The following is an 11,897-nucleotide window of genomic DNA, read 5'->3' as shown; positions in this document are numbered from 1 at the left end:
GAAAGGTTCGGGCCGATGCCGCAGACGACGTATCTGGAACTGTCCGAGGACACCGGGAGCGCCCACAAGTTCTACGAGGTCACCATCGACGGTAATCAGATGACGATCCGCTACGGCCGCATCGGTGACGCCGGGCAGTCGAAGACGACGACCTACTCCGACGACGCGAAGGCGCAGGCCGACGCGGCGAAGAAGATCGGCGAGAAGGTGCGCAAGGGTTACGCGCCGGCCGTGCAGGGCCAGCGGGCGCCGCGCTCGGTGACCCGCCGCCAGATCGTCAGCCAGCGCTCGACGGCGAAGACGGCGCCGGTGCTGTGGAAGTACCGTTCGGGCGCGCCGGCGTTCGGCATCTTCATCGACGGCGACGTGTGCATGGTCGGCAACGAGTCCGGCACCATCACGGTCCTGCGCCACGACGCCACCGTCGAGCGGCAGTTCCAGCTCCCCGACGGCGTCAAGTGCATCGTCGCCGACGACGCCTGGATCTACGCCGGCTGCGACGACGGCAACGTCTACGACCTGTCGGGCAAGGTGCCGCGCCTGGCCTACGCCATCGCCCCCGACATCGACATCTACTGGCTCGACATCCACGACGGCATCCTCGGCGTCTCCGACGCCAAGGGCGGCGTGTGCAGCATCGACCACGAGGACGAGTTCCTGTGGCGCCAGCAGGGCCACGGCTCTGCCGGCTGGATGGTGCGCTGCGACGCCACCGCCGTGCACCACGGCCACAGCCGCGGCGTCACCAGCTACGACTGGCGCACCGGCGACGAGCTGTGGCACCAGGCGACCAACGGCGCGGTCCTCTTCGGCTGGCAGGAGTCGCAGTCGCTCTACGCCGGCATGTCCTCCAACGCGGTCCTGCAGTTCAGCAAGTCGGGCCGCCCCGGCGTGACGTACCGCTGCGACGACACCGTCTTCTCCTGCGCCACGGCCCCCGACGGCCGTTACGTCTTCGCCGGCGACCACCGCTCGTCGGTCTACTGCTTCGCCGCCGACGGCACCCGCCTGTGGAAGCTCGGCACGGGCTGCGGCAGCGCCTACTCGATGCAATACCACGACGAGAAGCTCTACATCGTCACCACCGACGGCTCCCTGGCCTGCATCGACGCCAGCGAGTCGGCCGTGCGCGCCGCCGAGCAGGGCGTCGTGCCCGACTTCGTCGACGTGAAGGCCCCGTCGCAGATGGCGCGCGTCGCCCCGTCCACCACCGTCGAGGTCGCCACCGACCCGTCGGAGGGCGTGGTCGTGGAGTGCGTCGCCGAAGGGTCGCGCCTGCGCATCCGCGTGGTCAGCGCCGGCTACCACTCGGACTGGCAGGTCCAGTTCCCGAAGGGCATCCGCGAGCCCGGCGCGCGGTACCTGGTCTCGGAGGTCCGCGAGGCGGCGCGGGGTGGTTTCTATCGCGCGCTGGGCGATGTGAAGCGGCTGGTCTGATCGTCGCGCGGCGTTGTTCGGGGGGTGGGCCGGGGCCGGGGGGCGGGCCGGGCCGGGGGGCCGCGCGCGCCCCTCTTGCCCGTTGTTTGGGCAGTGGTTACGGCCGCCGGCTGGCTTGCGCTTCGTTGCGGGGTAGTGGTCGGCGGGCGTGCCGTTTTGGCGGTGGGGTCCGGGCAGTGGGCGTGGTTGTTGGCTGGCTTGCGCTTCGTTGCGGGGCAGGGTCGGCGGGCGTGCCGTTGGTTGTGGCGTGAGCTTTGGGTAGTGGTTGCGGTCGTTGGCTGGGTTGCGCTTCGTTGCGGGTAGTGGTCGGCGGGCGTGCCGTTGGTTGTGGTGGCGTGGGCTTTGGGTAGTGGTTGCGGTCGTTGGCTGGGTTGCGCTCTCGTGCGGGGGGTAGCGGTCGGCGGTGCGCGGTTTCGCATGATCCGGGAGAGAAACATTGGCAAGTCCTCGTCAGTGGCGCGAGGGGCTCTTGCGTTGGTCGCGGATTGCGAATGCTCGTAGCAGCCACTTCAACACGCGGCCGCGGCCGAGGCTTCCGCGTGCCGTCCGGCCTCGTCGGGGGGACACCACGATTGCCCGACGACGCCGAGGCGAAGGGCGGCGTGGGCGAAGCGCGAGCGGAGGGCGCCGATGCATCTCGCGTCCCAGCGGTCCCGCAGCAACCACAGCGTGTCGTCGCGGCGGACGCCCGGGATGTTGTCCAGGCGCTGGAAGCGCAGCGAAACCCGCTGCGGCGCATCGGCGAAGGGTGCACGGGCGCAACGGGCGCAACGGGCGCAACGGGCGAGTCTACGGAGGCGGTCGTCTCGGCGGCCACGCGATTGTGAGGGCGGCGGCCGACGCGGTGAGCAACGCTACGCCCGCCCACAGGCCCCAGCCGGCGTCGGCCTCCAGGCCGTCGGCGTGGTACGCGTGCAGGTGGTCCCGCCGCGACCAGCCGTCGGCGATCTCGCGGGCGGCCTGCTCGGCCCGGCGGCGTGTGTCCTGCTCCGGCGGGTACTGGCCGAGCTCGCCCACGATCAGCTCGGCCCGCTCCGTCGTGGCCGGCCACGGCTCGGCCCGGCGGCGGCCGTCGATCACCAGGAATAGCGACGCGGCCAGGGCGGCCAGCACCAGCAGGTGCGCGACGCGCGGGACGCGGCCCAGCAGCAGGCGGCAGGCCAGCCAGGCCGCGACGGCCAGCGTGGCGACGGCGACGGCGGCGGTCCACCAGGTCGAGATGCTCCAGGCCGAGTACGCATACGTAACGTAGCGGTCGTCGACCCGTACGCGGACGCTCCACCACGGCAGGAAACCGCTCGCGGGGAGCAGCACGGCGGCGGCGCCGGCCGCGGCGACCTGCCTGGATTCCACTACACCAGGTTAGTGGATCATTACGCTCGGGGGAGTGGGGCGGCGTCCAATGCCTTGATGCAGGCAGGCGATGGCCAGGGCGCCGCCGTCCGAGCGCAGGGCGTCGCGGAGGATGCCGGTGCGCCGCACCAGGTCGCCGTCGGTGTCGCCCAGCTCGGCCGCGGCGCACGAGCACAGGCCCTCGGACTCGACGCTGGTGTGCAGCAGCAGTGTGCTGCGGCGCATGGTCGGGCACGGTAGCACCGGGATCTCGCGGGCACTTGCCCGCGGATGGTGTACTGGGCCACATGACTTGGGCGCGGCCGACCGGGATCTTCTTCCTCGTACTTGCGGTGCTCGCCGCCATCGCCGTGCGGGTCGAGATCGGGCAGGAGCACAGCTCCTGGCTGCTCACCGTCGTCTACGCCGTGCTGGGCGTGCTGGCGGCGCTGGTCGGGGCGGCGCTCATGCTGCTGGCGCGGCGCGCCGGCTCACGCTGACGAGGCGGCGACCTGCGCGGCGCGCCGGCTCACGCTGAGGAGCCGGCGACCAGCGCGGCGCGCCGGCTCACGCTGAGGAGCCGGCGACCTGCGCGGCGCGCCGGCTCACGCTGACGGCGCGGCGACCAGCGCGGCGCGCCGGCTCACGCTGACGAGGCGGCGACCAGCGCGGCGACCGGGTCGCGGTACGCGGCGGCGACGAGCGCGATCCACTGGTACACCGCGTCCTCGTTGTCGGCGAGCGGGCCGGGCACGTAGTGCGGCGAGGACAGGCCGCGCTGCACCGACTCGCAGGCCGCCCAGTCCTGCCGGTTGGTGAGGTCCCAGAAGTCGACCGCGTACGCGGGGTCGATGCCGGCGTCCGGGAAGTACCAGCTGCATTCGATGGCGGTGCGGTCGGGGGCGAGCGGCGTGAGCCTATGGGTCATGACGTAGTCGGGATGCGCCGAGATGAGGAGGTTCGGGAACAGGGCGACGTAGAGGATCGTGCGGGTCGGCGCGCCCTCGATGAACGTGCCGGGGCCGCGGCCGTCGAACGACATGGTCTCGGCGTGCTCGCGCAGGTCCATCGTGCCGCCGACCCACGCGCCCGGCAGCACCCAGTTGTCGCCCGACGTCGGGGGCGAGACGCGGCACAGCTCGGGGTGGATGAGCGGGCAGTGGTAGCACTCCTGGTAGTTCTCGACGATCGCCTTCCAGTTGGCGTGCACCGCATAGTCGTGGCGGGCGCCGAGCCGGAGGCTTCCGATGTTGTACGGCCTGAGCAGTCCGTCGAGCGCGCCGGTGTACGACTCGATGGGCGGTGCCGCGGGCCCGGCATTGACCAGCAGCCAGCCGTGCCAGGCGGCGACGGGCAGCTCGACCAGGCCGAGCTCGCCCGGGTCGAACGCGGCCGTCCCGGCCATGTGCGGGGCGGTGGTGAGGGAGCCGTCGAGGCGGTAGGCCCAGCCGTGGTACGGGCAGACGGCCGCCGGGCGGTCCGCGGTCTCGCCGTCGGCGAGCAGCTCGTGGCCGCGGTGCCGGCACACGTTGGCGAACGCGCGCGGGCCGTCGGCGCCGAAGGTGAGCAGGACGCCGACGTCGCCGGCGGTGACCGCGCGCTGGGTGCAGCCCGCGGACAGCTCGTCGAGGCGGCCGAGGCAGGTCCAGGCGCCGGCGAAGAGGTGGCGCCGCTCCCAGGCGAGCACGGCCGGGTCGGTGTAGGCGGCGGCCGGGAGGGTGCGCGACGAGCCGAACGGGCGCAGCGCCGGCTCGATACCGGCCGGGTCGAGCGGCGCCGCGGAAATCTCCGTCATGCCTAACGAGGATGCCCCCAACGGCACCCGCCGCGCCACTGCCGAGTGCGGTGGCGCGGCGGGTGGGATCAGGCCTCCTGCAACGCCACCGTCGCGTGCAGGCGGCGCAGGGGGCCGGGGGAGTACCAGTTGAGGCGCCCCAGAGTGTGCAGGATGGCCGGGACCAGGACCCCGCGGATCAGGGTGGCGTCCAGGATGATGGCCAGGCCGCTGCCGATGCCGAACATCTGCAGGAAGCTGACGGTGCTCGTGCCGAAGGCGAAGAAGCTCACCGCCAGCAGCGCGGCCGCCGCGGACACCGTGCGGCCGGTGCGGGCGAGGCCGGCCCGGACCGCGTCCGGCGTCGGCATCCCGCGCCGGTGCAGCTCGGCGATGCGGCCGATGAGGAACACCTCGTAGTCCATCGACAGGCCGAAGACGATGACGAACATGAGCACCGTCATCGCGGTGTCCATCGGGCGCGGGCTGATGCGCAGCCACGACGCGAGGTGGCCGTCCTGGAAGATCCAGGTGAGCACGCCCATCGTGGCGGACAGGCCGAGGACGTTGAGCACCAGCGCGCGCAGCGGCTGGATGATGCTGCCGGTGAACAGGAACAGCAGCACGAACGTCGCCAGGGCCACGATCGCGATGCCCAGCGGCAGCCGGGCGCCGATCGCCTGGGTGGTGTCGATGAACTGCGCGTCGACGCCGCCGGCGTAGGCGTCCGCGGGGGCCGGCGTCGCGCGCACCTCGCGGACGAGGCGCTGGGCGGCGTCCGACTTCGCGGCGAGGCGGCTGGCGAGCGTGAGGCGCTCGCCGTCGGGGCGGCCCAGGGCCGGCTTGCCGTCACCCGTGCGGTTGCCTCGGCTGTACGTCCCGGCGCTGCTCGTCACCGCCGCCGCATCGTCCAGTGTGGACAGCCGCCGGGCGTAGTCGGCCAGGCGGGCCGGCTCCACGGGGCCGGCGAGGACGATGTCGACGGAGGCCTGCTGGTTGCTCGGGAAGCCGGTGGCGATGCGGTCGGCGACCTGCCGGCCGGCGCTGCCGGGGCGCAGCACGCCCTCGTCGATCGTGCCGAACGTGACGCCGGTGAGCGGAGCGGCCGCGATGAGCAGGCCGGCGACGACGGGCAGGGCCGCCAGGGCCGGGCGGCGCATGACGGCGCCGGCGAGGCGGCCCCAGAACGGCGACTCCGCGCCCGGCCCGCCGGCGCGCCGCCACGGCAGCCGCCCGGCCTCGACCCGCCGGCCGAGGACGGCGAGCAGGGCGGGGGCGACGACGAGCGCGCCCAGCGCGGCGATGACCACGACGCCGATGCCGGCGTAGGCGAAGGAGCGCAGGAAGTACAGCGGAAACACCAGCAGCGCCGTGAGCGCCGTGGCGACCGTGGCCGCCGCGAACAGGATCGTGCGCCCCGCGGTGGCCACGGTGGTGGCGAGGGCCTCGGGTTCGGGCCGGCCGGCGGCGAGTTCCTCGCGGTACCGGCTCACCATGAGCAGCGCGTAGTCGATGCCGAGCCCGAGGCCGAGCGCGGTGGTGAGGTTGATGGCGAACACGGACACGTCGGTGACCGAGCCGAGCAGCGACAGCTCCGCGAACGTGCCGACGATCGCCACGCCGCCCACGGCCAGGGGCAGCAGGGCCGAGACGACGCTGCCGAAGACGATGATCAGCAGCAGGAGCGTCAGCGGTACGGCGATGGCCTCCGCGATCGCGAGGCTCGTGGCGACCTGGTCGTTGACGTCGACGTTGACCGCCGCCTGGCCCCCGGCCCGCACGGTCAGCGCCGGCCCGGCGGTCGCGTAGCGGTCGATGAGCGCCTGCGCGCGCTCGCGCCGCTGGGTGTCGTCGCCGTCGACGTGGGCGAGCACGAGCGCGTCGGCGCCGTCGCCGGAGCGCAGCTCGGGGGCGCCGGTACCCCAGTACGACACGACGTCGTGGACGCCGTCCTCCTTGGCCAGCGCGGCGGCGAGGTCGCGGCCGGCTCCGGCGGCGTCGGGCGAGTCGACCGAGCCGCCGGCGGCGTGGGCGAGCAGGACCAGGTTGGGCGAGCCGCCGAAGCGCTCGTCGATGAGGCGCTGGGCGGTCGAGGACTCCGAGGCGGGGTCGTCGAACCCGCCGCTCTGCAGCCGGCCGAAGACGCCGGCCCCGGCGACCCCCGCGCCGACGATGAACAGCAGGGCGACGATGAGCACGAGTCTTGCGTGGCGATGCATGAAGGAGCCGTACCGGTACAACATCGGCCTGTCCCCCTGTGGGATGTTGACGGTGTGAACTTAACGGTGTCAACATTGCACGAGATGTCAACAGTGTCAACATCCGGAAGGATGGGAGGGTGCCTTCCAGCAAGCTGAGCCGCCACTCGTACCACCACGGCGACCTCGCGAACGCGCTGACCGGCGCGGCGCTCGAGCTCGCCCGCTCCGGCGGCCCCGACGCCGTGGTCCTGCGCGAGGCGGCCCGCCAGATCGGCGTGTCGGCGACCGCGGCGTACCGCCACTTCACCTCCCGCGAGGACCTGATGCACGCGGTGAAGGACTGCGCGCTGACCGAGCTGGCCGAGCGCATGCAGCAGGAGCTGGACGCCGTGCCGTCCGACGTCGACAGCGCCGAGCAGCTGCGCCTGCGCCTGCGCGCGCTGGGGCGGGGCTACATCGGCTTCGCGCTGGAGCGGCCGGGCCTGTTCCGCACGGCGTTCGCGCACATGGAGAAGATGACGGACCGCCCGGGCATCGACCCGATGCAGACCCCGCCGTTCCGCATGCTCGTGGCAACGCTGGACGGCCTGGTGGAGTCGGGCCTGATCGACGGTTCGCGCCGGCCGTTCCTCGAGTTCGCCGCGTGGTCCGCGGTTCACGGGATGGCGGAGCTGCTGCTGGACGGGCCGATGAGCCACCTGCCCGCCGACCTGCAGCAGGCCGCGGTCTCCCGCGCCCTGGACGTGATCAACGCCGGCATCATGGCCCCCTGACGGCCGGGTGTTGGTGCGACAAGTCGGGCGCTCCGCGCCACGACTTGTCGGATTTATCCCCTGACAGGCGATAAATCGGGCACAAGCTGACGACGCGTGGCGGTGGGCGCCGCAGGCGACGGGTGGCGCGGCGCGGGTGGCGCGGCGCGGGTGGCGCGGCGCGGGTGGCGCGGCGCGGGTGGCGCGGCGCGGGTGGCGCGGCGCGGGTGGCGCGGCGCGGGTGGCGCGGCGCGGATGGCGCGGCGCGGATGGCGCGGCGCGGATGGCGCGGCGCGGATGGCGCGGCGCGGATGGCGCGGATGGCGCGGCGCGGCGGCTGGCGGTGAGAGACGGTGGGCGAGGGGCGGCGTGGAGCGGGAAGCGCAGGGGAGCAGACGACGGGACAGCGGGGAAGCGAATTGATCAATATGATCAGGCAATGCGGTTGACCTATCTCGCCCTCGCCGGAGTTCTCGCAGCCGGGCTGGTCGCGGGCTGCAGCAACAGCGACGGCGGTGCGGCCGGCAATGCATCCGCGAGCAAGGCGCCGGCGCCGGCCGTCAGCGAGCGCACGCTGCAGCTGGACAACGGGCCAGACCGGCCGCTGCCGACGCTCCTTGTCGCGCCCACTGCCGAAGGGCGGCATCCGGTCGTGGTGTTCAGCCACGGGCTGACCCGCAAGCCCGACGACTACATCAACCTGCTGCGGGTGTGGGCGGCCGCCGGCTTCATCGTCGTCGCCCCCGCGTTTCCGCACTCCGTGCGCGACGCCGCGAAGCTCGACGACCAGGACATCGTCAACCAGCCCGGCGACAACGCGGTGGTGCTGACCGCCGTGCTCGGCCTCGACACGAAGCAGGGCGACCCGCTCTTCGGGCGCATCGACGCGACCAAGGTGGCCGCGGCGGGGCACTCGCTCGGCGGCATGACCACGGTCGGCATGTTCACCAAGCATCGCGACGACCGGCTCAAGGCCGGCATCGTCCTGTCCGGCGGACAGTGGCCGTTCGGCGTGGGGTACACGGGCGCGCCGGCGCCGATCCTGTTCGTACACGGGCGGCTCGACGACGTGGTGAAGTTCGAGGGTTCCACCGAGGCGTACGATCCGCTGCCCTGGCCGAAGGCGCTGCTCGACCTGCCCAACGGCGACCACCTCGATCCCTATCTCGCCGACGGCGCCGAGTACGCCGCGGTGGCCAGGACGACGACGGACTTCCTGCGCTGGTCGCTGCTCGGCGACCAGGCCGCCCGCACGCGGCTGGACACCGACGCCGGGGACGCCGGCAAGCTCGACGACAAGCTGTAGCAGTGGCCGGGTGCCGCCACGGTGTGGTGCAATGGAGGTGACGCACAGTAACGAACGGCAGGGCGCGGCGGGTGGTGAACGACGATGCCTGGTTCGCACGAGGGGCTTTCGCCGGAGTGGGACCGGCGGCCCGACGACGCCGTCGAGGAGCTGGCCGGCCACGACGAGGACATGGTCCGCGCCGAGTTCGAGCGGATGACCCGTACGGCCTGGCCCGGCTCCTATCGCACGGCGCCGGCGACGGTGCCGGCCACGAGCGATCGCGAGCAGCGGGAGTAGGGGCCGTCGGCCGAAAGCTCAGGGCAGGGGGCGGCGGCCCGCGAAGCCGAGATCGACGCGGTGGTACCAGTCGATGCCCGCGTCGCCCTCGAGCCAGCACAGCAGCACGTCCTGGCCGCCGAGCGACGCCGGGAAGTCCAGCAGCAGCGGGGCCAGGCCCTTCAGGTGGGCGCCGGTCTGCTGTACCTCGGTGATGAGCTCGTCCAGCAGCGCCTCCGCCGCCTTCAGCTCGGGCATGCCGCCCAGCGGCGTCGGCGGGCCGCCCGGGCCCATGGCCGCGGCGAGCTCGGCGGCGTCGGCCCGCACGGCGACGAGCCGGTCGAGCGTCGGGCGGATCCGGGCCAGCTCGGCACGGGCCTGCGCGACCGTGAACAACGACATGCCGACAGGGTCCCACCGTCGCCGATGCGCATCGACGGCGGGTACATCCGTGCCGCTTATCCCCACAAACCGGACGGCCGTCGTGCACAGTCCGGGGACTTCGGCGGTACCTTGACAGTCAACGACGCCCGCGGATGCCATGATGTCTGCGTCGGCAACCAGGTGAGAGAGGGGCCGCGGTCGTATGGCGCGGTTCGAGGCGACGACGTCGGTCGACGGGCGGCGGGCGGACGTCGTGCTGTCCGGCGAGTGTGACCTGTCCGCCCGGGAGGACTGCATGGAGGCGCTCATGAGCGCGGTCCGGGCCGCGCCGGCCGTCGTGGTCGACCTTGCGGGGCTCACCTTCCTCGACTCCAGCGGCGTGCACGCCCTCGTGACCGCGCACCGGGCCGCCGTCGAGGGCGGCGGATGGCTCAGCGTGGTCAACGCGGGCGGGATGGTCGCCCACGTCCTGGACATCACCGGGGTGGGCGGGCTGCTGCGCGCGCAGGACGGCGCCCGCGATGGCTGAGACTCCCCCGGGCGAGCGCGCCGAGTCGATCATGTACAGGCTGGTGTCGGATCTGGCGGCGGTACGCACCTTCGTCACCGACCGTTCCATCGCGCTCGGCCTGTCGCCGGCCCGGGCCGACCTGCTGACCCTCGCCGTCAACGAGCTGGCGACCAACACGTTGCAGTACACCCAGGAGGGCGGTTCCGTCCGGCTCTGGTCCGAGTCCGGCCAGATCGTCTGCGACGTCGAGGACCAGGGGCCGATGCGCACGTTCGGGTCGGCCATGCCGCCGGCCGAGGCGGTGCGCGGGCGCGGCCTGGCGATCGTCGAGATGGTGTGCGACCACGTGGCGGCGTTCGCCAGCACCCGCGGCACGGTCGTGCGCATGCGCCTCGGGAAGGCCTAGAGCACCTGTACCGCCAGCGTGCAGGTGTCGTCGTCCGGGCTCGGGCGGTGCAGCCGGGCGCGCAGCTCGTCGAGCGGGTCGTCCGCCGCCGCGGCCGCGGTCAGGTCCGCCTTCACCGCGTCCAGGTGCGTGGCCGGGTCGACGAAGCGGCGCTCCACGAGGCCGTCGGTGTAGAACAGCACGATGTCGCCGGCCGAGAGCGCGACGGCCGACACCGGATACTCGGCGTCGCCGGCCGCGCCGAGCAGCAGGCCGGTCGGCGGCGGGAGCTCGGATGCCGTACCGCCTCGGGTCAGCAGCGGCGGCGCGTGCCCGCCCCGGGCCCACGACAGCGTGCGCGACGGCGGGTCGTAGACGCCGACGACGGCGGTGCCGGTCAGGCCGAGCTGCACGCAGAGGCGGTTCATGTGCCCGAGCAGCACGCCCGGGTCGCGCAGGCCGATCGAGAGCCACGCGACGAGCGAGAAGCGCAGGTGGGCCATGCCGTTGGCGGCGTCCAGCCCGTGCCCGGCCACGTCGCCGACGGCGAGCGCGACGAGCCCCTCCGGCAGCGTCTGCGCGTGGTACCAGTCGCCGCCGACCCGCAGGGCGCTCTCCGCCGGCAGGTAGCCGACGGCGGCGCGCAGGCCGGCGAGGGTGAACGGCTTGTGCGGTACCGGCTGGATCATCTGCTGCAGCTGGGCGGCCAGGCGGTGCTCGGCCAGGGCGGTGAGCTCGCGCGTGCGCAGCTGGTCGCTGAGCCGCTCGATCTCACCGCGCGAGTCCTCCCGCGCGGTGACGTCCTGCACGACGGCGTAGATCTTCAGCGGCGCGCCGTCCGGGTCGCGGGCGATGTCGGTCAGGATGCGCAGGTGCTTGGCGCCCCCGCCGATGCGGAAGCGGACCGTCGTGTCGGATGTGCCGCCGCTGTCGAGCAGCTGCCAGGACATCTCGGCCAGTGGCCGGTCCTCGGCCAGGACCGCCGCCGACTGCTCCGCGCGGCTCAGCGGGCCCAGGGCCGGGTCCCGCTCGAATATCCGGTACATCCCGGGCGACCACTCGCTGCGCCCGCTCACCAGGTCGTGCTCGACCCAGCCGAGGCTGCCCAGCTGCTCGGTGCGGTCCGACCGGCGGCGGGCCTCGTCGACCCGCGTCCACCACACCAGCAGCCCGTCGAGGACGCGGTGCACGGTGACCTCGAAGCTCGAGTCGGCCACGACGCCGGCCGTGCGCTGCGAGTAGCGGTAGTCGGTCATCGTCTCCGGGGCGCCCGACTGCAGGACGCGCACGTAGGCCTGCCACAGCGGATTGTCGACGATGGTGGGGTACAACTCGGAAAGCAGGCCGCCGACGCGCGCGGCGCCGCGGCCGAGGATGTCGGTGCTGTGCACGCTGGTGGCCTCGATCCGGAAGTCGGCGATCGCCCCGTCGGGGCCGCACACCGGGCGCAGCCAGCTGCAGCCGGCCGGCACCGCCGACAGGATCTCCCGCACGACCGCCGCAATCGCGTCGGCGCCCTCTGCCATGCCCGCAGCCTAACGGCACCGGGCGATCGCG

At 73.3% G+C, this 11,897-nt stretch carries 13 protein-coding genes; 7 read left to right on the top strand and 6 right to left on the bottom strand.

The genetic code is table 11. The annotated features are described in order from the left end of the window. Positions 1 to 15: 15 nt before the first annotated feature. Positions 16 to 1,437 carry a WGR domain-containing protein gene (locus ACQEVU_RS32215; protein WP_433330188.1) on the top strand — a complete coding sequence of 474 codons (1,422 nt, stop codon included), beginning with the start codon at positions 16 to 18 and terminating at the stop codon, positions 1,435 to 1,437. A gap of 789 nt (positions 1,438 to 2,226) precedes the next feature. Here the strand turns inward: ACQEVU_RS32215 and ACQEVU_RS32210 are convergent. Together ACQEVU_RS32210 and ACQEVU_RS32205 are read right to left on the bottom strand one after the other, a co-directional pair. Further along, positions 2,227 to 2,790, bottom strand: coding sequence for a hypothetical protein (locus ACQEVU_RS32210; RefSeq protein ID WP_433330186.1), 564 nt, complete (start codon positions 2,788 to 2,790; stop codon positions 2,227 to 2,229). A gap of 9 nt (positions 2,791 to 2,799) precedes the next feature. Then, a complete protein-coding gene (locus tag ACQEVU_RS32205) occupies positions 2,800 to 3,015 on the bottom strand; it encodes a hypothetical protein (RefSeq protein WP_433330184.1) in 216 nt (71 codons plus the stop codon). A gap of 62 nt (positions 3,016 to 3,077) precedes the next feature. Between ACQEVU_RS32205 and ACQEVU_RS32200 the strand changes: the two genes are divergently transcribed. After that, positions 3,078 to 3,269 (top strand): hypothetical protein, encoded by a 192-nt coding sequence (locus ACQEVU_RS32200; protein ID WP_433330182.1) that lies wholly within the window; start codon positions 3,078 to 3,080, stop codon positions 3,267 to 3,269. A 143-nt stretch (positions 3,270 to 3,412) separates the two neighbouring features. Here the strand turns inward: ACQEVU_RS32200 and ACQEVU_RS32195 are convergent, their stop codons facing one another. After that, on the bottom strand, positions 3,413 to 4,564 hold the full coding sequence (locus ACQEVU_RS32195) for an aromatic ring-hydroxylating oxygenase subunit alpha (RefSeq protein ID WP_433330180.1): 1,152 nt from the start codon (positions 4,562 to 4,564) through the stop codon (positions 3,413 to 3,415). A 68-nt stretch (positions 4,565 to 4,632) separates the two neighbouring features. Beyond that, on the bottom strand, positions 4,633 to 6,786 hold the full coding sequence (locus ACQEVU_RS32190) for an MMPL family transporter (protein WP_433330178.1): 2,154 nt from the start codon (positions 6,784 to 6,786) through the stop codon (positions 4,633 to 4,635). Between the two features lie 95 nt (positions 6,787 to 6,881). Between ACQEVU_RS32190 and ACQEVU_RS32185 the strand changes: the two genes are divergently transcribed. From ACQEVU_RS32185 to ACQEVU_RS32175, 3 genes are all read left to right on the top strand, one after another. Continuing rightward, on the top strand, positions 6,882 to 7,517 hold the full coding sequence (locus tag ACQEVU_RS32185; protein ID WP_433330176.1) for a TetR/AcrR family transcriptional regulator: 636 nt from the start codon (positions 6,882 to 6,884) through the stop codon (positions 7,515 to 7,517). A gap of 418 nt (positions 7,518 to 7,935) precedes the next feature. Further along, positions 7,936 to 8,802 (top strand): alpha/beta hydrolase family protein, encoded by an 867-nt coding sequence (locus tag ACQEVU_RS32180; protein ID WP_433330174.1) that lies wholly within the window; start codon positions 7,936 to 7,938, stop codon positions 8,800 to 8,802. Positions 8,803 to 8,886: 84 nt separating this feature from the next. Continuing rightward, positions 8,887 to 9,081: a hypothetical protein gene (locus tag ACQEVU_RS32175; protein ID WP_433330172.1), complete on the top strand. Its 195-nt coding sequence runs from the start codon at positions 8,887 to 8,889 to the stop codon at positions 9,079 to 9,081. 18 nt (positions 9,082 to 9,099) lie between these two features. On the opposite strand, the gene ACQEVU_RS32170 is transcribed toward ACQEVU_RS32175, so the two are convergent. Next, positions 9,100 to 9,462, bottom strand: a complete 363-nt coding sequence (locus tag ACQEVU_RS32170) for a DUF2203 domain-containing protein (RefSeq protein ID WP_433330170.1) — start codon at positions 9,460 to 9,462, stop codon at positions 9,100 to 9,102. Between the two features lie 184 nt (positions 9,463 to 9,646). Here ACQEVU_RS32170 and ACQEVU_RS32165 point away from each other — a divergent pair, with 184 nt between their 5' ends. Both ACQEVU_RS32165 and ACQEVU_RS32160 read left to right on the top strand, forming a co-directional pair. Continuing rightward, positions 9,647 to 9,973 carry an STAS domain-containing protein gene (locus ACQEVU_RS32165; RefSeq protein WP_433330168.1) on the top strand — a complete coding sequence of 109 codons (327 nt, stop codon included), beginning with the start codon at positions 9,647 to 9,649 and terminating at the stop codon, positions 9,971 to 9,973. Next, on the top strand, positions 9,966 to 10,361 hold the full coding sequence (locus tag ACQEVU_RS32160) for an ATP-binding protein (protein ID WP_433330166.1): 396 nt from the start codon (positions 9,966 to 9,968) through the stop codon (positions 10,359 to 10,361). Before ACQEVU_RS32165 ends, ACQEVU_RS32160 begins: the two co-directional genes overlap by 8 nt. On the opposite strand, the gene ACQEVU_RS32155 is transcribed toward ACQEVU_RS32160, so the two are convergent. Next, positions 10,358 to 11,866 (bottom strand): PP2C family protein-serine/threonine phosphatase, encoded by a 1,509-nt coding sequence (locus ACQEVU_RS32155; protein ID WP_433330164.1) that lies wholly within the window; start codon positions 11,864 to 11,866, stop codon positions 10,358 to 10,360. The two genes, ACQEVU_RS32160 and ACQEVU_RS32155, sit on opposite strands and share 4 nt — an antisense overlap. Positions 11,867 to 11,897: the final 31 nt, after the last annotated feature.

The sequence above is a fragment of the Dactylosporangium sp. CA-139066 genome (genome assembly GCF_050936175.1).
GTDB lineage: Bacteria > Actinomycetota > Actinomycetes > Mycobacteriales > Micromonosporaceae > Dactylosporangium.
This window is presented reverse-complemented; position numbering and strand designations above follow the sequence as displayed.